We start from the raw sequence: 24,530 nt of genomic DNA on the forward strand, positions 1-24,530 counted from the left end.
GTCTGATCTTTCAAACAACAGTAACTTTGGTATTGACTTTGGTAACTATCCTGCAAACCAAAAAAACTTCAATATCGGAGTTAATGTAACATTCTAATTGTGATTTATAATCATTTAAAAATATGAATATGAAGAAGTTTCATTATAAATACATAATACCCACTACAATCTTATTGATTGTACTACTTGTGGCTTGTAAACAAAGTTTTTTGAATAAACCACCTATAGGAACATTAAACCAAAATATCTTGGCAAACCAGTCAGGTGTTCAAGGTCTTCTAATTGGGGCTTACTCTCTATTAGATGGTGAGGGTGGTAACAATACCGGTTGGGGATCTGCTGCCAGTAACTGGGTATATGGCAGCGTTTGCGCCGATGATGCTTATAAAGGATCAGACCCTTCTGACCAAGGTGATATTCTTTCATTAGAAACGTTTACTGCAACATCTACAAATAGCTATACTGCAAATAAATGGGCTGCTTGTTATGATGGTATTCAAAGAGCTAATGAAGTTTTAAGAGTATTAAAGATAGCAACTGGTATTTCATCTGCCGATGCAACTGAATTTACTGCAGAAGCAAGATTTTTGCGTGGGCATTATCATTTTGAATTGAAAAAAGTGTTTGGCAATGTTCCTTACATTGATGAAACTGTAACTGATACAACAAGTAGAAATACAGTAAATAACATTGATGGATCTGGTAATTATGTGAACATTTGGCCACAAATTGAAGCCGATTTTCAATATGCAATGCAAAATCTACCGGCAGTTCAACCACAAATAGGTAGAGCTAATAAATATGCAGCTGAAGCTTTTTTAGCCAAAGCATATATGTTTGAAGGTAAATATGCCCAAGCTAAACCTTTATATGATGATTTAATTCAAAATGGTGTTACTGCCGGCGGCACAAAATATGCCTTAGTAAAATACTATAGCAATTTTAATCCCGCTACCAGAAATAGTGCAGAATCTGTTTTTGCTGTACAAATGGCTGTAAACGATGGTTCAGGTACAAGTGCTGGTTCACCCAATGGCAATTACGGTGATATTTTAAATTTCCCTTATGGTGGTGGTCCTGGTGCTTGTTGCGGTTTCTTTAATCCTTCTCAAACATTAGCTAATGCCTATAAAACTGATCCAGTAACTGGTTTGCCATTATTGAATACTTACTTCAATGCACCTAATGTTAGCGATTCTACCAATTTATATACCGGAACCCTTGACCCACGGATTGACTGGGCAATGGGCAGACCAAGTATTCCTTACTTAGATTGGGGACCACATCCCGGTGCAGCATGGATTAGAAACGTATCTGCGGATGGTGTTTTTAGCCCTAAAAAGAATGTTTATGCACAAAGTCAAATTGGGGTTTATACAAGTACTGAAAATTATTGGGGTGCTACAGAGTTAGTAGCCAATAATGTTAATCTAATAAGGTTTTCAGATGTGTTGTTGCTTGCAGCAGAATGTGAAGCTCAATTAGGCAACTTAGGTACTGCACTTAATTATGTTAATCAGGTACGTGCACGTGCAGCGGATCCAACCGGATGGGTTTACAAAAATGCTAGTTATGATGCCACTAGTTCAACCTATTCTCCACAAACAACACCTGCTGATAATTATAAAGTTGGGTTATATCCTGCATTTGCTAATCAGGCAGCAGCTTTGCAAGCAATACAAATGGAGCGTTATTTAGAGCTTTCAATGGAAGGTCATCGCTTCTTTGACTTGGTTCGTTGGGGAATTGCTAAAAATGTAATCAACAATTATTTTAACACCGATAGAATTGCCAAAGCAACTTTATTGCCTGTTGGAGCTCAATTTGTAGCCGGGAAATCTGAATTGTTCCCAATTCCTCAAACTCAAATTGACATTTTAAATGCGGATGGTAAAATTCACTTAAAGCAAAATCCAGGTTACTAGTATTCAGAACACTAATCTTTAACCTTTCAATATGTAACCTATTGCTATAATAATGTTTATAGCAATAGGTTTTTTTATGCAGTTTTTAATAATACAAGAAAAGAGAAATGCATTCTTTGCCGTAAATTAACAGTCGCATATTTGGATTAGTTAACCAAAACTTTTTATGAGAAAACTTTTTTATTTATTTTCTATTATTACCCTTGTTGGCCAATATGCCTGCAACAAACCTCATACCTTGTTTGTACAAATGGATGCGAAACAAACAGGTATAGATTTTTCAAATACCATTGTTGAAAATGATTCCATTAATTCTGTTGATTTAGAAAATGTTTATAACGGTGGAGGCGTTGGTGTAGGTGATTTTAATAATGATGGTTTACCAGACTTATATTTTACCGGTAATTTGGTGTCGAATAAGCTTTACTTAAATAAAGGAAATTTTTCTTTCAAAGATATTACCAATGAAGCAGGTGTAACAGGAAATGAAAGATGGTGTAGAGGTGTTGCAGTAGTAGATATTAATAATGATGGTTGGTTGGATATTTACGTATGTGCAACTTTAACGAAAGATCCTGAAAAAAGGCGTAACCTTTTATATATTAATCAAGGAGCGGATAAAAACGGTGTGCCGCATTTTAAGGAAATGGCAAAGGAATATGGGTTAGACGATACAGCTCATTCCACACAAGCTGCTTTTTTTGATTATGACAATGATGGAGATTTAGATGTTTATATCGTGAACAATGAAATTAATAAAGATAAATATCCTGATGGATTTCATGTTATTCTAAAAAATGGTGAAAACCCAAGTACTGGTCAACTATTTAGAAACGATTGGAATGATAGTTTGCACCATCCGGTTTTTACTGATGTTTCTAAACAAGCAGGTATTCAAACAGAGGGCTATGGCCACTCAGTTGCAATTGCCGATTTTAATAATGATGGATGGAAAGATATTTATGTAAGTAATGATTTCGTTACTAACGATTTGTTGTGGATTAATAATCATGATGGAACTTTCACTAATCAGCTTTCGCACTATTTTAAACACACTGCCGCTAATGCAATGGGTTGCGATGTAGCTGATATGAACAACGATGGATTGCCTGATGTGATTACGCTTGATATGAATCCTAACGATAATTACAGAAAAAAAATGATGATGAACGCTAATAATTATCAGCGTTACCAGAATAGTGATCGTTATGGCTACAATTATCAGTATGTTAGAAATGTATTACAATTGAATCAAGGTTATCGTGTTACAGGAAATGATTCAATAGGCGATCCTATTTTTGGTGATGTGGCCTATTATGCAGGTATGGCTGAAACTGATTGGAGTTGGACCCCTTTATTGGCCGATTTTGACAATGATGGCAGACGTGATATCATTATTACCAATGGTTTCCCAAAAGATGTTACCGACCATGATTTTATTGCTTATAGAACAGAAGCCTTTTTATTGGCTTCAAAAAAAGACTTATTAGCGCAAATTCCTGTAGTGAAAATTCACAACTATGCCTTCAAAAATATTGGGGAAACTAAATTTGAAAATGTAACAGATAAATGGGGCTTTCAAATGCCTACCTTTTCAAATGGGGCAGTTTATGTTGATTTAGATAATGATGGTGATTTAGATGTTGTTATTAACAACATCAATCAAAAAGCATTAGTTTATAAAAACACAACTCGCGAAACTGATAGTGTGAACACTCATTTTTTGGATGTTGTTTTTAAAGGAGATAAAAACAATGTAAACGGAATTGGAGCATCAGCTACAATTTATTACAGCAATGGCGAACAACAGCTTTGGGAAAATGCACCATATCGCGGTTATTTATCTTCTGTTCAAACCAGAGCCCATTTTGGGTTGGGAAATCTAAATACCATCGATTCCTTAAAAATTATTTGGCCCAATCATTTACAGCAAACCATTCTTAAACCCACCATTAATCAGCAATTGATTGTTTATCAAAAAAATGCTACAATGCCTGTAATGTTTGGACATCCATTTATTGCTCAAAATGCTTTCTTTAAGAATATCACAGATGCGGTTCATTTAAATTATCAGCACCAGGAGCATGATTTTATTGATTTCAATATTCAAAAGCTTTTACCACACAAGTATTCTGAATATGGTCCTGCACTAGCTGTTGGAGATATTGATGGCAATGGATTGGATGATATAATTGTTGGTGGTGCATATAAATATAGTGAAGCCATATTGTTACAACAAAGAAATGGACAGTTTATTCAAAAGAACTTATTAAATGATGCTGCGGCAGCAAATAAAGTTGCTGAAGATATGGGCTTGTTATTGTTTGACGCAGATGGGGATGGAGATTTGGATTTATACATTGCCAGTGGTGGATATGAAAATGCACCCAATACCTCTGCCTATCAAGATAGATTATACATGAATGATGGCAAAGGTAATTTTACATCAGATAGTTTAGCATTGCCTCAAAACTTTATCAGCAAATCTTGTGTTCGGGCATTTGATTATGATGGCGATGGTAAATTAGATTTATTCATTGCGGGCCGTGTTGATCCTTGGCATTATCCAAAGCCAGTAAGCAGCATCATACTACACAATGAAAGTAGCAATGGTAAAGTTTATTTTAGAGATGTAACAAAAACAGTTGCACCAGACTTGAGTAATATTGGTATGGTAAGTGATGCCATCATTACTGATTATAATAACGATGGCAAACCTGATATTGTGTTAGCCGGTGAATGGATGCCCATTACTTTTTTGGAAAATAAAAATGGTACGTTTAAAAATGTTACAACACAAACCGGGGTACAAAACAATTTGGGCTGGTGGAATAGTATTGTTCCCGGCGACTTTAATAATGATGGTTATACTGATTACATTGTTTCCAATTTGGGATTAAATTCCTATTATAAAGCCACACAACAATATCCTATGCATGTTACTGCGGGCGACTTTGATAATAATGGTACTTACGATGCCTTTGTTTCATTGTATTTACCGGATAGTACAGGCAAAATGTTAGAATATCCGGCTTTAACTCGCGATGATGCCATTAAGCAAATGATTATTATGAAAATGCGATTTAAAAACTATAAATCGTATGCTACTGCAACTATGGATCAAATTTTAACCCCTGAAGAGCGTAAAACCGCTTTACGATTAACAGCTAATTATATGCAATCTGTTGTGTTAATGAGTAATGGCAAAGGTGGTTTTAATTGTGTTCCTTTACCTATGCAGGCTCAACTATCTGCGCTAAATGGAATGTTAGTTGATGATTTTGATGGTGATGGTAACTTAGATGTATTTGTTAATACAAACGATTACGGAACAGAAGTAGGAACGGGGCGTTATGATGCATTAAACGGCTTGTTTTTAAAAGGTAATGGCAATGGCAGCTTCAATGTAAGTAGTATGTTACAAAGTGGAATATTTATACCCGGCAATGGAAAAGCGTTGGTAAAACTTAGGAATGCTGAGAATAAGTATTTAGTGGCTGCCTCTCAAAACAGAGGACCATTGTTATTGTTTGCTGCCAATCATACATTTCAAAATATACCCTTATTACCCAATGATGCCTATGCTATGGTTTATTTTAAAAATGGTCATAAGCAAAAAATTGAATGTAATTATGGAGCCTCATTTTTGTCGCAATCAGGACGTTTTATTAGTATAAGTGGCTTGGTTCAATCGGTAGATGTTTATCAAAATAATGGTGGTCACCGAACTGTAACACTTAAATAGTGAAGGTATTAATTTCATTCAATGCAAAAAGTAAGAATTAAAACTGGTTTATTTATTATTGTAACTTTTTGTTGGGGGTGTTTTAGTTGTAAACAAACTCCCCAAAAAAATGCTTACGTAAATAATTTGGGCATACCACCTGCCGAAATGGCTATACTAGATAGAATTAATTATACACAAATAAAATGGATGGATTCAGTTAAAGCTATTGGAAATGTATTTTACGGTGATACGGTTTTACTGAATTACGTTTTTAAAAATATGGGAGAAACACCATTGTTTATCGTTGAAGTTAAGCCTTCTTGCGGTTGCACGGTAGCCAGTTATCCCAAGCAGGCAATTATGCCCGGTGAAACCGGAATTTTACAGGCTAAATATACTTCAGAAGGCTTTCCTGGAAATTTTCGTAAATTCATTACCGTTAAATCGAACACAAAAAATGGTGTTTATCATAATTTGCAATTCTTTGGTATTTTAAGTAAAGACAGTTTACCACACCAAAATAAAACATATTCAAAATGATTTTTATGAAAAAAATCAAACAGTTAATTATTGGTTGTTTTGTTTTTTTTATGGTTGCCTGCAATACCATTAAAAATCAAACTCCTGAACAGGTACAACAAAATTTAACCACTGCCATGCAAAATTTTTTACAAAAAACGCAGCAGCGCGATAGTGATAAAGTAATTTTTACTGTAAAAAGTGTAGCCTATTATGAAGAGGCGCAATATTATATATGCGATTTTAAAGTGCATATGCAAAATAATCCTAAAATAATGTCTAATATGCCTAAAATAGATACCGTCGGCACTATGCATTGCCGGATTACCAAAGATTTTCAAAATGTAACAAGGGTATATTAACATTTGGCCATTACCATCATATTAGTATATTTAGCACCCTTTTTGTATGAATATGATGGAATGGCTTTTTTGGATAGCTTTTTTATTGTTGTTGTATACTTATGTATTGTATCCAATCATACTTTTATGTATTGTAAAGTTGTTTGGAAAAAAATCGCTCAAGCATAATTCGTTTCTATCTTCCAACTACCCTTCTGTTGCTTTAATAATACCGGCATACAATGAAGCTAATTGTATTCGTGAAAAAATTGAGAATTCTTTAAGCTTATTATATCCATCTCCATTATCTATTATTGTGGTAACAGACGGTTCATCAGATGGAACTGAAAGCATTGTTGCTTCCTACAATCAGGTTTTATTATTACATCAACCCACACGTTTAGGTAAAATTGAAGCAATGAAGGCAGCATTGAATAAAGCTAAAGCTGAAATATTAGTGTTTACCGATGCTAATTCGCTTTTAAATGCCAACTGTTTACAACAATTAATTCCACACTTCTCAAATTCAAGTATTGCTGCAGTTTCCGGCGAAAAGAAAATTATTTTAACGAACATTGAAGATGCAATGTTAGGCGAGGGTATTTATTGGAAATATGAATCCTTCATTAAAAAAATGGAAGCCAGGTTTAATACCGTAATTGGCATGCCGGGTGAATTGTTTGCTATTCGTTCAGATTTATTTCCGCTATTGCAACAAAATACCATTACTGAAGATTTTGCTATTGCTATGCAATTAATTGAGAATGGTTTTATTATTGCTTATGAACCGAATGCTGTAGCTGCTGAAAAACCGTCTGCTTCTATTATGGATGAGTTTAAACGGAAAAAGAGAATTGCTGCAGGTAGTATTCAAACTTTACTACGTACCCTACATTTGTGTAACCCTTTTAAATATCCGGCCATTGCATTTCAATACATTAGTCATAAAGTATTGCGTTGGTTACTCATTCCTTTATTACTGCCGATTTTATTAATTACAGCTATTTATTTATGGCAAATTGCTCATTTCGCTTTCTTTAAATGGATATCCATCCTTCAAATTATTTTTTACGTTTTAGCGCTCATAGGTTGGATTGCCGAGTTGAAACATGTTGCTTTAAAATGGCTTTACATTCCCTTTTATTACTGTTTTATGAATATTGCCATGTTGGCCGGAATGATGAATTATTTATTGGGACGTCAACCGGCTTTGTGGGAAAAAGCCATTCGTAAATAAGCATTTATAGTAAGTTTATTGGGTTTTATGGTATTTACCTATGATTTGGAGTTTATATTCTTTAAAGCACACTAGTAAGACCAAAAAAAGGTACACTTAACTGTTTCAATATTCTGTAAATCATTATTTGCTTTATCGGCAAGAACAACATTTCTTCTTTAATCATGGCTTTTTTGTTTTAGATGTTGGCAGAATAGTAAATTGTTTAAATAGCAATCCTATAAATAAAAAAAACGAAACAGTATCTGTTTCGTTTAGTGGGAGTTGACGGGTTCGAACCGCCGACCCTCTGCTTGTAAGGCAGATGCTCTAAACCAGCTGAGCTAAACTCCCTTCTTTTTTCGTTGTTTGGGAGTGCAAAAATAGGTGCTGAAAAATAACTACCAAAAAAAATTTTTTAATTTAATTGTAAAGCAGGCAAACGGTATTGTGTACTATCATATAAAATCAAGTTTTCAATACTGTATTCCCAAAACTTATTTAAAGGCATTTTATGAATATACTTTATTACTTCTTCCTTATTATCTGCATTCATAGTAATCCAAACGGTTTGAGTTTCCATACTCACAGCATAGCTTTCAATAATACCTTTATTTATTAAATAATTTATGTATGAGCGGTGTGCCGTTAATAAAGTTAAAATCTCATCATCTAAAGTAAAGTGCACAATTATTTGAAATTTATTCATAACGCAATTTTTTCATTTTCACAATTAAATTCAATACTCAAACTACAACAATATTCATGCTTTTTTTGTTTTTTATGGCAATTTGTCAATAGTAGAATGCCAATGATGGCAGAACCATTAAATTGCATTATTATTTTGATGCTTAGTAACATTTATTTACAAAAGGTTTTTACTAATAATTCTTTAAAATGAAGACGATAGGACTACTCATTGTTTCAAACATTTTTATGACGTTTGCTTGGTACTGGCATTTAAAAGCAACGGGCGTGCCTTTATGGAAGACAATTTTAATTAGCTGGTCAATTGCATTTTTTGAATATTGTTTAACAGTGCCTGCTAACCGAATTGGTTTTTTAGAAGGGTGGAATGGCTTTCAATTAAAAATTATTCAAGAAGTAATAACGCTAATAATTTTTTCTTTTTTTGCAGTGTTATATTTAAAGGAACCATTGCGTTGGAACTATGTGGTGAGTTTTGGGTTAGTATTGGGTGCTGTTTATTTTGCTTTCAAAAAATAAATTTTAACATTCATAGTTCCCCCTCTTAAAGATTTAATTGAGCAATACGGCCTTTATTCCCGGCTAAAAAAATGTTATTGTTTGGGGAAACACTAATGGTATGAAAAGATGCTGAACTAATTTTTACCCAATGCATACCATTGTCGTAACTTATATCAACACCTGAAGTACCACAACAAACCCATGTATTATTTTTTACATGTTTTACACAAGAACGGTAACCACTAGGTAATTGTTTGGGAACTATTAATTGAATGTTAGGCTTTGTTTGAATAACTACTGCATTACCTTTTGCAATAGTATCATGCATAAAATCCCCACCAACTACTATGCAAGTATGCTTAAAGCAATCAATTGAATTAGCACCCTCGGTTGCGTTCCCTTTTAGCAATGGTAATGGATAAGCTTTTTGAGGAGTATATAAAGCAGATGCCATACCTCCGGTTACCATCCAAGGTTCAAACTGATTATTCAATACAAAAAGGTTGCTGTTACTTGCTGCAAAAAAGGCTTCCCCTTTCAATAATACGGGGATATGGTCAGTTTTTATTTGCCAGTTGTTTCCACCATCGTTGGTAAAAGCTAAAAAGGGTTGATAATTATCAATGGGATCTCCAACTACCCACCCTTGCTTAGCATTGGTAAAAAATAAAGCATCTAAAAACATTCCGGGCGTATTATTCTGCCATACAATTTTCCATTCTTTTCCTCCATTATTAGTTTTTAAAATAACAGCAGGCTCACCAACTGCTGCAATTATAGCTTCATTTGCATTAATGGCATATATAGATCTAAAGTCACGATTGGCAAAATCTTTTACTGTTATCCATGCCCAATGCCGGCCACCGTCTATTGTTTTGGCAATTTGGCCATTGTTACCTGCAGCCCAAACAACATTTTTTCCAACACAGCTTAATGCCCTAATGGATGTGTTTTTATTGCTTTCAGCTATTATTTTAATTTGTTGTCCGGTAGCAATATGTAGATAAAATAAAAAACAAGTGAACAAAATCAATTTTGATAAATGCATTTTTCATTCATTTTTGCAAACGGAAATTACTTTAAAATTTTGAGTATATGTTGCCTTATTGGATGAGTAGAACGAATTTGTTATTACAAGAAGAAGCAATTAATACGTTGCAAGCAAAAAAAATATTATTATTGGGTTTAGGTGGCGTAGGTGGAATATGTGCGGAAATGTTGGTAAGAGCAGGAATTGGTAATATAACAATTGTTGATAATGATAAAGTAGATGCCAGTAATATTAACCGGCAATTAATTGCTTTGCATTCTACCATACAACAGCCTAAAGCTGAATTATGGCATAAACGGTTATTAGATATTAATCCCAATTTACAAGTTGAATATTTACAATTGTTTGCCGATAAGCAATGGATACGAACTTACATTGAACCTGAAAAATTTGATTATGTAATTGATTGTATTGATACCCTAACTCCAAAAGTATTTCTTCTGCAACATTGCGTTGAAAACAAAATTAACGTTGTTAGTTCCATGGGAGCAGGTGGAAAAATTAATCCTTTACTGGTACAAGCATGCGATATTTCAGAAACCTATGAATGCAACTTAGCCAAGTATGTTCGAAAAAAATTAAGAAAAGTACACATTCGTAAAGGTATTAAAGTAGTTTTTAGTCCCGAAGAAACTATGCCGGGTAGTATAATGGTAACAGAAAATGCAAAGCCCAAAAAATCAATAATAGGAACTATTAGTTATATGCCGGCTATTTTTGGTTGTACCATTGCAAGTGTAGTAATTACCGATTTGTTAGGGCTAAAAATCCAGGATTAGTAGAGTAAATAGGGGTGTATTGCTTGCTGCCAAGCTTTTTCAACATTTAATAAGGTGCATATTTCAGTTATGAAGTTGCTTAATGTCAAATCAAATAAACTATCCGCATTTTTAATGCCTAGCAGTTTGTCCAAATGCTCAACTCCTGATGGATTTACATTGGTAACATAATTTTCCCATGCAAAATGTGTCGGATGTAAATCTTTAATAATTTTTATAAGTAATAATCCTATGAATACAGATTGGTATTTTTCTTTATCTATTATTTCCAACTGCACGCCATAGCATTGTTGGTTAGCAAATTTTCCTTGAGTTGGTATAAAGTCAATATTGTTGGTACGTACATAATTAGGTGATAATTGTTTAAATGTATTAGCAGTTGCTTTAGCATCCATCCAAGGTGCACCGGCAATTGTAAAGGCATAAGGTGTGCCGCGTCCTTCTGAAATATTAGTGGCTTCTAACAATGCCAAGCCACCATAACATAGTGCTGATTCAAAGGTTTGAATGGCCGGGGAAGTCGGAATAAAGGGCAATCCCCAATCAGTTTGAAAACTATTTCTTTGATAATTTACAATTTTAATTACTGACAAAGGGGCATTTAAGTTCAGCTTTTGGTTAAAATAATTTGCCAATTCACCTAAAGTGCAACTATGTCTAATAGGTATTGGCCATCGTCCAATAAAAGAGGCGCAACCACTATCTAGCATAGGGCCTTCCGACAAACTGATATTGCCTGAAATAGGATTGGGTCGGTCGGCAACAATCAGGGGAATTTGATAGGTTGCACTCGCTTCCAAAACATAACTTAAAGTCCATAAATATGTATAAAATCTGACCCCAACATCCGGGATGTCAAATAATAAATAGTCAATTTCCTTTAAATCATCAGCTGACGGTTGTAATTTTTTTCCATATAAACTAATGATAGGTAATTGGGTTAATGGGTCAATACCATCATCTATGAATGCCCCATCTGCACCTTTAACATGCAAGCCATGTTCAGGCGAAAATAATAGTTGAATATTAAATTGATGTTGCAATAATGCCTGCCGACCGGGTATTCCATCCTTATTTTTGGCTGCATGATTAGTAACCAAAGCAATTTTATGTTTGTGCCAAAATGGTGGGTCAGCTAATAATACATCTATTCCTGCAATAGGTGTTGGCATGGATTATTAATCATTTACAAACTTTAATACAATTTTTAGATGTTCTACCACATTAAAAATAATAGGGCATCGGCTGTAATGCATAAAGGTATTGAATGTACGCTTGTTAAACTCCGGAATATGTAATGCAGGAAATTCTTTGCATCCCTGAAAGCGATGCTCATAAATACTACAGCTTAAATTCTTTAAAAAAGGGCAGGGTATGGTGTTGATTAATAAAGTGGATGAACTTCCTTCTTCCACGTAGGCTTCATTAAATTCTGAACGTGGAATGTTAAGGTGCTTCGAAACAGCCTCAGCTTCAGCATCTGTGACATTAATTAACAAACTTTTGCAGCAATTGCCACATTGTCTGCAATCAATATAAGGTGTAATTGCCTCGTTTAAACTTTGTACGGCAGCATCAACTTGTTCTGAAGGAATTTTTTTGAGAAATGGTATAAATGCCTCATTTTCTGCTTCATTTTGGCAGGCAAATGCAGTAATAGCCTGCAAATTGGTTTCAATATGAAAATGTGGTGTTATGGGACAAACTTACTGTAATAAACCTGCAAAAAAGAGATCTTTCTGACCAAATTTTATCCACAATTTCTTTAAAAATTAAAAACTTGCTTTGTAAAGTGCTTTGCAGGCTTAGATTTGCGGCACACAAAAGTTTCGCATTATTCAATAATGTTGATATTTTTTTTTCACTACCGCACAATGTTCACCTTTATTTTGGCTTTTGTGCATATATGCTACATTTAATGACTAAAAATTGAGACCTATGGCAGCAGAACAATTTGGAAAATATACAGAAGATGATATTAAAAGCTTGGATTGGAAAGATCATATAAGACTTCGTCCGGGTATGTATATCGGTAAATTGGGCGATGGTACTGCTCCTGATGATGGGATTTATGTGTTGTTGAAAGAAGTGATAGATAATAGTATTGATGAATTTGCAATGGGCTTTGGGAAAAATATTCAAATTCAGTTAGATGGGAAGTCTATTCATGTGCGTGACTTTGGCCGTGGTATTCCTTTAGGAAAACTGGTTGATGTAGTAAGTAAAATTAATACAGGTGCTAAATATGACAGCAAAGCTTTTCAGAAAAGCGTTGGTTTGAATGGGGTAGGTACCAAAGCAGTAAACGCATTAAGTAGTCATTTTATGGTAGCTGCTTATCGAGATGGGAAAATGAAAATGGCCGAGTTTGAGCGCGGTAAATTAATTAAAGAAACGAAAGAAGAAAAAACAACTGAGCCTAATGGTACTTTGGTAACATTTACACCTGATGAACAAATATTCAAAAATTATCATTTCAGGATTGACTTCATTGAAAATCAATTACTGAATTACTGCTACTTAAATGCGGGATTGGTAATTCAATTCAACAATAAGAAATTTGTAAGTAAAAATGGTTTGTTGGATTTATTGCAACACAAAACCAACACCGATGAATTGCGGTATCCCATTATACATTTAAAAGGTGAAGACATTGAAGTAGCACTATCACACAATAACGACTATGGTGAAGATTTATATTCATTTGTAAATGGGCAATATACTACACAGGGCGGTACACATCAGCAAGGTTTTAGGGAAGCATTTGTAAAAGTTATTCGCGATTTTTTTAAGAAAGATTATGAAGCTTCCGATATACGTACCAGCATTGTTGCAGCTATTTCAATACGTGTACAAGAGCCTGTTTTTGAAAGTCAAACCAAAACTAAATTAGGTTCACAACACATGTTTGAAGGCGGGCCATCAGTAAAAAAGTTTATTGAAGAATTTTTAGCTAAAGAATTAGATAATTTTCTACATAGGAATGCCCCCATAGCTGATGCCCTTAAAAAAAGGATTGAGCAAAGTGAAAGAGAGCGAAAAGAGTTGGCAGGTATTAAAAAAATTGCAAATGAACGTGCCAAAAAAGCCAATTTGCACAATAAAAAATTACGCGATTGCCGAATTCATTTTAACGATGAACCGCCGGTAAAAAACCGTCAGGAATACATTGAAGTGATGAACCAAACTACTTTGTTTATTACTGAGGGCGATAGTGCCAGTGGTTCCATCACAAAATCTCGTAATGTTGATACACAAGCTGTATTTAGCCTTAGGGGAAAGCCTTTAAACAGCTATGGACTTACAAAAAAAATTGTGTATGAAAATGAGGAGTTCAATTTGTTGCAACATGCATTAAACATTGAAGAGGGAATGGATGGCCTGCGTTACAAGAATATTGTAATAGCTACCGATGCCGATGTGGATGGTATGCATATTCGTTTGTTGCTAATGACTTTCTTTTTGCAATTTTTCCCCGAACTGGTGAAGCAAAACCATGTATTCATTTTAGAAACTCCTTTATTTCGTGTAAGGAATAAACAAGAAACTATTTATTGTTACGATGAAGCAGAAAAACAGGCTGCAGTAGCAAAACTGGGTAATAAACCAGAAATAACTCGCTTTAAAGGGCTGGGTGAAATTTCGCCTGAAGAGTTTGGTAAATTTATTGGTGCAGATATGCGCTTGCAACCGGTATTGCTGGAACAAGGTGATCATATTCAGCAATTGCTAGAGTATTACATGGGCAAAAACACACCACAGCGCCAGGAATTTATTATTGAAAATTTAAGAGTTGAACTAGATTTAATTGAAGAAACCGTTTAAAAAATTTTTGAAGCATGACGCATATAGTTTTTAATGCTGCCGATGCAGAAGTTTTAAAAAAAGCTATGGAGCTTGATGAGTCGCTTTTGGGTGATGTTGTTGAGATAAAAGACGACTATGCCATTGGACCTGTTATTGATATTTATGAAACTTACGGCTATCAGGCAAGGAGAAATTGGTGGCAGGAAGTAGTTGAAAACTCACCTTATACAGGCCAGCTAGATATAGTTGATGACAAGTTAGCGGTACATAATTTGTGTAATAAATTAAAAGAAGATAGTAGTCTACAGGTTTGGATTTGGATGGGGCAAAACGCACACGATGTATGTGGTTATTATTGGTTAATGTCGCAATTGGGTGCTTTTCAGGGTCAGGTATTTGTGTTGTACATGAATAATCTACCTTTTATTAATGAAAAAGGAGGCATATTTTATCCTGCATACTTGTATGAAATACAACCTAAAGAGTTTTTGAAAGCAAAAAAGTTAGCCCGTCCTATTACTTTAAGTGAATTTGAAGTGGATCCTGATGAATGGAAAAGAATAGGATTAGAAAACGGATTAGTTAGAGTTTTGGAAGGAGGAAAAAAAATTGTAAGTAAAGATGCAAGTTTTTTTGATAAAGAAATTAAGGCATTCATTCAAAACGATCCTCAAAAGCTACCCAAAATGTTGCAACAAATTGCCAACAAATCAAAATTAAAAATAAGTGATGTATTTGTAGTTTGGCGAATACGTGAAATGGCGAATTTGGGCCTAGTAACATTTAAAGGCGATTGGGCAAAAGGCTGGAAAGATATGGAGGTTATGTTGAATAACACTGCCGCAATAGAGCAGGTATCGGCCCAGTAGTTAACCAAAGCAAGGAATACATTATTTTGTTTTAATTATTTAAAAGTAAGCCAGGAATTGAAGTTATGGAAAATGATAATTTAGAAAATTCAATATATCAAAACGAAAGTGGCATTCAGGGACAATACAAGAATTGGTTTTTAGAGTATGCCTCGTATGTAATTTTAGAAAGAGCTGTACCGGCTGTTGAAGATGGTTTGAAACCGGTGCAACGCCGTATTTTACATGCTATGAAAGAAATGGATGATGGTCGCTTTAATAAAGTGGCGAACATTATTGGCCAATCCATGCAATATCATCCACATGGCGATGCTTCAATCGGCGATGCATTGGTAAACATGGGTCAGAAAGATTTATTAATTGATACGCAAGGAAACTGGGGCGATGTTCGAACAGGTGATGCAGCAGCGGCACCCCGCTATATTGAAGCCCGTTTAAGTAAATTGGCACAAGAAATTGCTTTTAATCCTAAAACAACCAATTGGCAGTTAAGCTACGATGGACGTAAACAGGAGCCCGTTACCTTACCCATGAAATTTCCACTTTTATTGGCGCAAGGTGCCGATGGAATTGCCGTAGGGCTTTCAACCAAAATATTACCCCATAATTTTTGTGAAATTTGCGATGCATCCATCAAATATTTAAAAGGGAAAAAATTTGAATTATATCCCGATTTTCAAACCGGTGGTATGATGGATGTTTCTAACTACAATGATGGAAAAAGAGGCGGTAAAATAAGGGTGCGTTGCAAAATAGAAGAACTTGATAAAAAATCACTCATTATTCGCGATGTTCCGTATGGTGTAACAGTTTCTCAATTGTGCGAAAGCATTACTAAAGCCAACGATCAGGGTAAAATAAAAATTAAAAAACTAACTGAATTTACAGGGAAGAATGTAGAAATTCAGGTTGATTTAGCCCCGGGCATTTCATCGGATATCACTATTGATGCATTATATGCATTTACTGATTGCGAAGTAAGTATTTCACCTAATGCTTGTGTAATTGTTAACCAAAAACCTATTTTTACTAACGTTACTGAATTACTGAAGATTGCCGTAAACAATACACAAAATCTTTTACAGCTGGAACTTCAAATAAAACTGGCTGAATTAAATGATAAATGGCATTACACTTCTCTTGAAAAAATATTTTTCGAACAAAAAATTTATCAAGAACTAGAAAAAAAATATCCCACTTGGGATGATGTTTTACAGGCGATTGAAGCAGCCTTCAAACCTTTCTTGAAAAATTTAAAAAGAGGCATTACACGTGAAGATGTTATAAAGCTTACTGAAAAACCGGTAAGGAGAATTTATAAGTTAGATATTGATGATTTAATTCGTCAAATTAAATCCATAGAAGAAGAAATTAATCAGGTACAATATGATTTAGACCATTTAACTGAGTTTACCATTCATTATTTTGAAAACTTGTTGAAAAAGTTTGGTAAAGGAAGAGAACGTAAAACAGAAATTAAGCCGTTCGATGTAATTAAAGTTCAGCAAGTAGCCATTGCCAATACCAAGTTGTATATGAACCGAGCCGAAGGATTTATTGGTACTTCCTTGAAAAAAGATGAGTATTTATTTGATTGTTCTGATATAGATGACATTATTGTTTTCACTCGAAGGGGTATTATGAAAGTGATAAGAGTAGGTGAAAAAAGCTTTGTTGGTAAAGATATTATTCATGTTGCCATATTCACAAAAAATGATGAACGTACTACCTATAACATGATTTATGTGGACGGTGAAACAGGAATTTCATATGCCAAAAGGTTTAACGTAACCGGCATTACACGTGATAAAGAATATGATTTAACAAAGGGTAGCGATAAAAGTAAAATACTATACTTCTCAGCCAATGCTAATGGCGAGGCTGAATCAGTTAAAGTAATATTAAGTCCAAATTGTAGTGCTCGTAACAAAGAATTTGATTTCTTTTTTGAGACTATTGAAATTAAAGGTAGAGCAAGCCAAGGCAATATTGTTACCAAATATCCTGTTCGTACCATCAAGTTCAAAGAGGCAGGTAAGAGCACATTGGAGGGAAGGAAATTATGGTACGATGCTCAATTTGGGCGTTTAAATACAGATGAAAAAGGCATTTACTTGGGTAGTTTTGAAAACGAGAATATTTTGATTGTGTATAAGGATGGTAACTATGAAATTACCAATACAGAGTTAAGTCAACGTTTTGAAGCAGAAAAAATAATTTTAATCGAAAAGTTTGATCCTGAAAAAATTGTTACGGTAGTTTACAAAGATGCCGCAAAAAATCAGTTTACAGTTAAGCGCTTTAAAATTGAAACTTCCACTTTGCAAACCAAGTTCATGTGTATTAAAGAAGGGGATGATAATTTTATTGAAGCTATTACAACTGTAAATGAACCCGTTTTAGCCGTTGAAACAGGAAAAGGAGCGTTAGTACGAAAGGCCAAATTTAAAATTTCAAACATGGTTGAAGTAACGGGATGGAAAACTGTTGGTGCCAAACTAATGGATTATGCTAAAGCTATTCAAATGCATTGGGAAACAACAACGTCTTCTGACCAGCAGCAACCCGAGTTATTTAACGAATAATTTGTCTGACATTTAGATAAAATTACTAACGCTTGTTAGTAAAATGTATCTTTGCAAAAAATTGCTTTATGGATAAAAGAGTTGTTTGCATAGTTTCGGCAGTAAGAACGCCGATTGGAAGTTTTGGTGGTAGTTTAAAATCATTTACAGCTACACAATTAGGCGCTGCTGCTATTAAAGGCGCCATAGAAAAAGCAGGTATTGATGTAAATCAGGTACAAAATGTTTACATGGGTAATGTGTTGCAGGCGAATGTAGGACAGGCACCTGCAAGACAAGCTGCTATTTTTGCAGGGTTACCTGCCAATGTAGTATGTACTACTGTAAATAAAGTTTGTGCCAGTGGTATGAAGGCAATAGCACACGGTGTACAGGATATATTGTTGGGTGATGCTGACGTGGTAGTTGCCGGTGGTATGGAAAGTATGAGCAATGTTCCATTTTATGTACCCAACATGCGTTGGGGTAACAAATATGGCGATAGCACATTAGTTGATGGCTTAGCAAAAGATGGGTTGGTAGATGTTTATCATAATTATGCAATGGGCAATGCTGCAGAATTATGTGCCAAAGAGTATAATATTTCTCGTGATGCGCAGGATAGTTATGCTATTGAAAGTTATGAACGCAGCCAAAAAGCAATTAAAGAGGGATGGTTTAAAGAAGAAATTATTCCAATTTCTATTCCGCAACGTAATGGTGATCCCGTTATGATTGATAAAGATGAAGAACCATTTAACGTTAAGTTCGATAAAATTCCTTTTTTAAAACCCGCTTTTCAGAAAGACGGTACCGTTACTGCAGCCAATGCTTCAACCATGAATGATGGTGCTGCAGCAGTTGTGTTAATGAGTAAAGAAAGGGCAGAAGCTTTAGGAATAAAACCATTAGCCATTATTCGTTCTTATGCCGATGCTGAACAGGCACCTGAATGGTTTACAACAACTCCCAGCCTGGCGGTTCCCAAAGCTATGCAAAAAGCAGGTGTTGCAATGAATGAAGTAGATTTTGTTGAGATTAATGAAGCGTTTTCAGTTGTATCACTTGTGAATATTCAAAAAATGGGATTAGATGCTGCTAAGGTAAATGTGCATGGAGGGGCTGTGTCCTTAGGTCATCCCTTAGGTTGTAGTGGTGCCAGAATTATTGTTACCTTAATTAATGTTTTAAAACAACATAAAGGTAAAATTGGTGTAGCCGGCATTTGTAATGGTGGCGGTGGTGCAAGCGCAATGGTAGTTGAATTGGCTTAAGAATTGAATCACTTTGATTGATGATAAACCCTATACACCAAAAAGTATAGGGTTTTATATTGTCCAATCTACAATGTTATTCGCCCATTCTTTTCTGTAAGGTGTTTGAATGCGAATATAATTGTCAGTATAACCTTCCATAATGCCATTTTTATTGGCATCTTCAAATAATACTTTGCGTGTTGTTCCGTTATGCTGAGCAGTGAAATATTGCAATTTCTTAAAAGATAAATTGCGAAGAATCTTATTACGTTCATTTCTTATGGAAATAGGTACCGCTCCCGGCAAGTTTACAGCTAAAGTATTTGGTCTTTCGGAATAGGTAAATACATGTAAATAACTAATATCTAATTGATGTAAAAAATCATAGGTTTCCTTAAAATACGTGTCTGTTTCTCCCGGAAAACCAACAATTACATCAACACCAATAGCACAGTGTGGAATTTGAGACTTAATGGTAGCAACTTTTTGTTGGTATAATTCTCGTTGATATCTTCTGCGCATTAACCCCAAAATAGCATTACTGCCGCTTTGTAATGGAATATGAAAATGCGGCATAAACTTATTACTGGAAGCTACAAACTGAATAATTTCGTCTGTCAATAAATTGGGTTCAATAGAAGATATTCTAAAGCGTTCTATGCCTTGTATTTGATCTAATGCTTGAATCAGTTGAAAAAAGTTTTCTTTTCTTTTCTTGCCATCAGGCCCTTTTCCAAAATCGCCCAAGTTTACACCGGTTAGTACAATTTCTTTAATGCCATTTTGGGCAATTGTTTCCGCATTGTCCACAACTGAAGTAATAGTATCACTTCTGCTTATACCACGTGCCATGGGAATTGTGCAAAATGAACAGTTATAGTCGCAGCCATCTTGTACTTTTAAAAAAGTACGAGTTCTATCATTAATGGAAAAAGCACTGTTAAAGCCTGTAACATCATCAATATCACAACTGCAAATTGTGGCATTGTCGGTTTTTTTTGTTAGTTGTTGTAGATGTTTTACGATATTAAATTTTTCAGCGGCACCTAGAACCAGGTCAACTCCGGGTATTGCTGCAATTTCATTGGGTTTTAATTGTGCATAACAGCCTGTAATTACAATAAAGCTATCGGGGGCATTGCGCTGAATTCTTCTAACAATTTGCCTGCATTCTTTATCTGCATTGTCGGTAACAGAGCAGGTATTAATTACATAAACATCTGCTAAATCATCAAATGCTTTTTTCTCAAAACCCTCTTGCTCTAACAAACGGGTTAGGGTAGAGGTTTCTGAAAAGTTTAATTTACACCCTAAGGTGTGAAGTGCTACCGTGCGCTGCTTTGTCATATTCATCATGCGGCAAAGATACATAGCCGGAAATTAAAATTATTGATGTGCTTTTAAAGCTATTGGAAGTGCTAAAATTGCAATAATAACTTTTTATTAAATGGGTTATTCTTTATTTTGCTATATTCAAATAAAAGTTTGTGAGTAATAGAGAAAAATCACCTCATATATTAAATGCTTCTTCTAATCTATTAGGAATTTGTTTTATTCTTTTGGCTTCTTTAAAAGTTATGAAAATAGCTGAAAAAACTTTTATTGATGAAGTAACAACCATGGCCATTATTTTATTCATGTGTAGTTGTATTTTGTCCTTTATTTCTATTAGAACCAATAACAGCCGTAGTCATTTTTATGAAAATATGGCTGATATTATTTTTATGATGGGTCTTTCTTTGCTTTTTATAACCACTCTTTTGTATAGTTTCAATGTTATTAAATAGTATGATGTATTTCAAGTATAATGAATTAAGTTATGAAAAAATGCAATCAACAATGAAAGCTAAACTTAGTTTTGCTGCAAAGCGTTCCAGTATAATTTTATTGAATATTGCACGTAAACAATAAAGCATTTTAAATTTTCCTATTAAAAAGTTATGTTTGCTCCGCTCTAAAAAAAATAAAACCCATGAATTTTAAGAAAACCAATAATCTGGTAGGTTGGGCCGTGGCAATAATTGCCTGTACGGTGTATATTTTAACAACAGAAGCAAATGGCAGTTTTTGGGATTGTGGTGAGTTTGTAAGTAGTAGTTTCAAATTGCAAATTCCACACCCGCCCGGTGCTCCATTATTTGTAATGTTGGGTCGTTTATTTATTATTTTATTTGGCAATAATCCTTTAACAGCAGCAAAAGCTGTTAACGTAATGAGTGCATTAGCGAGTGGATTTACCATTTTATTTCTATTCTGGACAATTACACACTTTGCCCGCAGAATTGCAAAAGTGGGTGTGAATGATACTATCACTACTGCTCAAGCTTGGACCATTATGGGAGCCGGTGTGGTAGGCGCATTAGCCTATACTTTCACTGATTCCTTCTGGTATAGTGCTGTTGAAGGTGAGGTATATGCCATGAGTTCTTTTTTTAGTGCCATTGTATTTTGGGCAATATTGAAATGGGATAATGTGGCAGACGAGCCCGGTGCTGACCGCTGGTTAGTATTGATATTCTTTTTAATAGGCTTATCAATCGGTGTACACCTTCTATGTTTATTGAATATTCCAGCAGTGGTAATGGTTTATTATTTCCGTAGGAGAGAGCAATTTAATTACAAGGAACTACGCAAGTGGTTTTTACGTATAGTAATCATTGGTGGCATTTTGGCCTTTATTGGTGCTTTAATTGGTGCATCTTCCGAAGCAACAGACAATATTCCCATGGATAATACTGTTGCTGCTTTAATGATTGTTGGTACTTTGGTAACAATTGGTATTTTATATTTAATTGAGAAAATTTACAAAGATCGGAAAGATTACTATGGTGGTATATACATATTTTTTGTAATTGGTTGTGTGCTTACCGGTATTGTTCAAATATTTGTGATTCAATATTCTATTAAATATGCCGGTGTTTTTGACAGAATTTTTGTAAACAACTTAGGTTTGCCATTCTTCAGTGGGTTCACATTTTTCTTTATTGTTTTAGCCATTTTAATTTGGATAGGTTTACGTTTTGCAAACAAGAAAAAATGGCCGTATTTACGTTTAGCCTTGTGGTGCTTCACCTTTGTATTGGTTGGCTATAGCACTTATTTAACTACCATGATTCGTAGTAATGCCAATCCCTCTATTGACATGTACAATGTAGATAATCCAATGAGCTTGGTGGGTTATTTAGGACGTGATCAATATGGTGATTTTCCACTTTTATATGGACAAAAATTCACAGCTAACCCCGTTGATTACAAGGAGGGAGCAGAACGTTATCAAAGAGGAAAAGATAAATATATTGCCATTGGACGTGAAGGACATTACGTTTATATGCCTGAAGATAAAATGGTGTTTCCACGTGTATGGGATGCTAGTAATGATCAATACCATGCAGATTATTATGCCTCTTTTTTAGGCATTCAAAAATATCGTGATAAAAATGGGCAAGTTCAATATGATAGAACCCCTAATCAATTGGATAATTTTCGATTCTTGGTACAATACCAGTTCTATTTTATGTATTTCCGATACTTTGCCTGGAATTTCATTGGAAAGCAAGATGATGTTCAGGGGGTATTTATAGGCAATGTTCGTGATGGTAACTGGATTACCGGTATTAATTTTATTGATAGTATTTTCTATGGCAATCAAAGTTTATTGCCCGATAGCATAAAAAACAGTAAAGGTCATAACACATTATTTGCATTACCATTTATATTAGGGTTAATTGGTGTATTTTATCACTTTAAAAGAAAAGGAGATGATGCGCTCAGCAATTTCTTGTTATTCTTCTTTACCGGTATTGCCATTATTATTTATCTAAACCAAGCAGGTAATCAACCACGTGAACGTGATTATGCTTATGTAGGTAGTTTTTATGCCTTTGCTGTATGGATTGGTTTAGGTGTAATGAAGGTTATTGAATGGTTCGGTAAAAAACTACCTCAATCAAGTGCAGCAATTTTAGCAACACTTTTGTGCTTAGTAGCTGTTCCTGCAGTAATGGCTCAACAAGAATGGGATGACCATGATAGAAGCAGAAAGACACTTGCACGTGATTTGGCGAAAGATTATTTAGAAAGTTGTGCTCCTAACGCCATATTATTTACGTTTGGCGATAATGACACATACCCACTTTGGTATGCACAGGAGGTTGAAGGTATTCGTCCTGATATTCGCGTAATTAACTATAGCTTGTTAGGTATTGATTGGTATATTAATGAGTTACGTTACAAAGTAAACCAAAGCGATCCGATTGATGTAATTTATACTGCAGCACAAATTGAAGGTCGCAAACGTGATTATATTGTTTATCAACCCAAACCTAATATTCCGGAAGATCGTTACTATGATTTATACGATTTAATGAAGAATTATGCAGGTAGCGATGATCCTGATAAAATGGTTGACCGTGGAGGTGGTGATGTAATTAATACATTCCCGGTTCGTAAAGTGTCTGTACCTGTTGATACTGCATTGGTTCGTAAAAATGGTACGGTTAATCCAAATGATACCATTGTTCCTGAATTACGTTTTGAAATACCGCGTGGTACATTAATGAAGAATGATATTGCTATGTTAAACATTATTGCTGCGAACAAATGGAAGCGCCCAATTTACTTCACAGGATACTTTAGTGATTTAGGTTTCCAAAAATATTTGCGTAAGGATGGTTTAACATATCGATTAGTTCCTGTAGAAAACCAATACATTAATACAGACACCATGTTAAATAATTTATTACACAAGTTCTCATTTGGAGGTGCCGACGTAAAAAATGTATATTTTGATGAGGAAAACCGTAGACACTTATTAAGCATTCGTCAGGCCTATGCAGAATTGGCTAGCGATTTAGCAGATAAAGGAAGAAAAGCGGAAGCCCGTGAAGTATTGGAAAAAGCAGATAAAGGAATGTTACAGGAAAACTTCCCTTATGGAATGGTTAGTCGTGCTAATTATCACGATAGAGTATCATTACAATTCTTAGATGCATGTTATAGATCTGGTGATACAACCTTAGCGGCCAAAGTAAGTGCTTCCGTTAAAAAAGATTTGGAACAACAAATTCGCTTTTACAATGGTCTTTCCGGTACTAATGCTGAAAATATGGCTGATGATAAACAAACAGCTGAAAGTTATTTAAAAGCATTAGAACAGCTAAAAGAAATGTACTATCCAAAAGTACCGGTAATTGAAAATGGAAAAATTCCTGGAATGGATTCCGGAAAAAGTATTCAACTAAAATCAAAAGCCAAATAATTCAATTAAA

Annotated in this window: 18 protein-coding genes and 1 tRNA gene; 13 read left to right on the forward strand and 6 right to left on the reverse strand. The window is 34.7% G+C overall.

The window, feature by feature from the left end:
- Window positions 1-128: 128 nt before the first annotated feature.
- From ACP5P5_RS08430 to ACP5P5_RS08450, 5 genes are all read left to right on the forward strand, one after another.
- A complete protein-coding gene (locus tag ACP5P5_RS08430; protein ID WP_428285665.1) occupies window positions 129-1,925 on the forward strand; it encodes a RagB/SusD family nutrient uptake outer membrane protein in 1,797 nt (598 codons plus the stop codon).
- Window positions 1,926-2,091: 166 nt separating this feature from the next.
- Window positions 2,092-5,670, forward strand: a complete 3,579-nt coding sequence (locus ACP5P5_RS08435; RefSeq protein ID WP_428285666.1) for a VCBS repeat-containing protein — start codon at window positions 2,092-2,094, stop codon at window positions 5,668-5,670.
- A gap of 21 nt (window positions 5,671-5,691) precedes the next feature.
- Window positions 5,692-6,192, forward strand: coding sequence for a DUF1573 domain-containing protein (locus ACP5P5_RS08440; RefSeq protein WP_428285667.1), 501 nt, complete (start codon window positions 5,692-5,694; stop codon window positions 6,190-6,192).
- A 5-nt stretch (window positions 6,193-6,197) separates the two neighbouring features.
- Window positions 6,198-6,533, forward strand: a complete 336-nt coding sequence (locus ACP5P5_RS08445; protein ID WP_428285668.1) for a hypothetical protein — start codon at window positions 6,198-6,200, stop codon at window positions 6,531-6,533.
- A 52-nt stretch (window positions 6,534-6,585) separates the two neighbouring features.
- Entirely contained in the window at window positions 6,586-7,749 is a 1,164-nt protein-coding gene (locus ACP5P5_RS08450; protein ID WP_428285669.1) for a glycosyltransferase family 2 protein, read from the forward strand.
- Window positions 7,750-8,007: 258 nt separating this feature from the next.
- On the opposite strand, the gene ACP5P5_RS08455 is transcribed toward ACP5P5_RS08450, so the two are convergent.
- Both ACP5P5_RS08455 and ACP5P5_RS08460 read right to left on the reverse strand, forming a co-directional pair.
- Window positions 8,008-8,082: transfer RNA gene (locus ACP5P5_RS08455), tRNA-Val, on the reverse strand.
- 64 nt (window positions 8,083-8,146) lie between these two features.
- Window positions 8,147-8,437: a hypothetical protein gene (locus ACP5P5_RS08460; protein ID WP_428285670.1), complete on the reverse strand. Its 291-nt coding sequence runs from the start codon at window positions 8,435-8,437 to the stop codon at window positions 8,147-8,149.
- Between the two features lie 188 nt (window positions 8,438-8,625).
- Here ACP5P5_RS08460 and ACP5P5_RS08465 point away from each other — a divergent pair, with 188 nt between their 5' ends.
- The gene (locus ACP5P5_RS08465) at window positions 8,626-8,955 is read left to right on the forward strand and encodes a DMT family protein (RefSeq protein WP_428285671.1); all 330 of its coding nucleotides are present in this window, start codon (window positions 8,626-8,628) and stop codon (window positions 8,953-8,955) included.
- A gap of 25 nt (window positions 8,956-8,980) precedes the next feature.
- Here the strand turns inward: ACP5P5_RS08465 and ACP5P5_RS08470 are convergent, their stop codons facing one another.
- Window positions 8,981-9,985, reverse strand: coding sequence for a WD40/YVTN/BNR-like repeat-containing protein (locus tag ACP5P5_RS08470; RefSeq protein ID WP_428285672.1), 1,005 nt, complete (start codon window positions 9,983-9,985; stop codon window positions 8,981-8,983).
- 47 nt (window positions 9,986-10,032) lie between these two features.
- On the opposite strand from ACP5P5_RS08470, the gene ACP5P5_RS08475 reads away from it, so the two are divergent.
- Window positions 10,033-10,767 carry a tRNA threonylcarbamoyladenosine dehydratase gene (locus tag ACP5P5_RS08475; RefSeq protein ID WP_428285673.1) on the forward strand — a complete coding sequence of 245 codons (735 nt, stop codon included), beginning with the start codon at window positions 10,033-10,035 and terminating at the stop codon, window positions 10,765-10,767.
- Here the strand turns inward: ACP5P5_RS08475 and ACP5P5_RS08480 are convergent.
- Together ACP5P5_RS08480 and ACP5P5_RS08485 are read right to left on the reverse strand one after the other, a co-directional pair.
- The gene (locus tag ACP5P5_RS08480; protein ID WP_428285674.1) at window positions 10,764-11,939 is read right to left on the reverse strand and encodes an exo-beta-N-acetylmuramidase NamZ family protein; all 1,176 of its coding nucleotides are present in this window, start codon (window positions 11,937-11,939) and stop codon (window positions 10,764-10,766) included. The genes ACP5P5_RS08475 and ACP5P5_RS08480 overlap by 4 nt on opposite strands.
- Window positions 11,940-11,945: 6 nt before the next feature.
- Window positions 11,946-12,434, reverse strand: coding sequence for a YkgJ family cysteine cluster protein (locus ACP5P5_RS08485; RefSeq protein WP_428285675.1), 489 nt, complete (start codon window positions 12,432-12,434; stop codon window positions 11,946-11,948).
- Window positions 12,435-12,705: 271 nt separating this feature from the next.
- On the opposite strand from ACP5P5_RS08485, the gene ACP5P5_RS08490 reads away from it, so the two are divergent.
- From ACP5P5_RS08490 to ACP5P5_RS08505, 4 genes are all read left to right on the forward strand, one after another.
- Window positions 12,706-14,592, forward strand: coding sequence for a DNA topoisomerase IV subunit B (locus ACP5P5_RS08490; protein WP_428285676.1), 1,887 nt, complete (start codon window positions 12,706-12,708; stop codon window positions 14,590-14,592).
- A gap of 14 nt (window positions 14,593-14,606) precedes the next feature.
- On the forward strand, window positions 14,607-15,443 hold the full coding sequence (locus tag ACP5P5_RS08495; protein ID WP_428285677.1) for a DUF1835 domain-containing protein: 837 nt from the start codon (window positions 14,607-14,609) through the stop codon (window positions 15,441-15,443).
- Between the two features lie 65 nt (window positions 15,444-15,508).
- Window positions 15,509-18,028, forward strand: a complete 2,520-nt coding sequence (locus ACP5P5_RS08500; RefSeq protein WP_428285678.1) for a DNA gyrase/topoisomerase IV subunit A — start codon at window positions 15,509-15,511, stop codon at window positions 18,026-18,028.
- A 68-nt stretch (window positions 18,029-18,096) separates the two neighbouring features.
- Complete coding sequence (locus ACP5P5_RS08505) at window positions 18,097-19,281, forward strand: acetyl-CoA C-acyltransferase (protein ID WP_428285679.1); 1,185 nt, start codon at window positions 18,097-18,099, stop codon at window positions 19,279-19,281.
- 54 nt (window positions 19,282-19,335) lie between these two features.
- On the opposite strand, the gene mtaB is transcribed toward ACP5P5_RS08505, so the two are convergent.
- Complete coding sequence (mtaB, locus tag ACP5P5_RS08510; protein WP_428285680.1) at window positions 19,336-20,610, reverse strand: tRNA (N(6)-L-threonylcarbamoyladenosine(37)-C(2))-methylthiotransferase MtaB; 1,275 nt, start codon at window positions 20,608-20,610, stop codon at window positions 19,336-19,338.
- A gap of 140 nt (window positions 20,611-20,750) precedes the next feature.
- Here mtaB and ACP5P5_RS08515 point away from each other — a divergent pair, with 140 nt between their 5' ends.
- Together ACP5P5_RS08515 and ACP5P5_RS08520 are read left to right on the forward strand one after the other, a co-directional pair.
- Window positions 20,751-21,050 (forward strand): hypothetical protein, encoded by a 300-nt coding sequence (locus ACP5P5_RS08515; RefSeq protein ID WP_428285681.1) that lies wholly within the window; start codon window positions 20,751-20,753, stop codon window positions 21,048-21,050.
- Window positions 21,051-21,235: 185 nt separating this feature from the next.
- The gene (locus ACP5P5_RS08520) at window positions 21,236-24,520 is read left to right on the forward strand and encodes a protein O-mannosyl-transferase family (protein WP_428285682.1); all 3,285 of its coding nucleotides are present in this window, start codon (window positions 21,236-21,238) and stop codon (window positions 24,518-24,520) included.
- Window positions 24,521-24,530 lie beyond the last annotated feature (10 nt).

This window comes from Hydrotalea sp., from assembly GCF_049968455.1.
In the GTDB taxonomy this organism is placed as follows: Bacteria; Bacteroidota; Bacteroidia; order Chitinophagales; family Chitinophagaceae; genus Hydrotalea.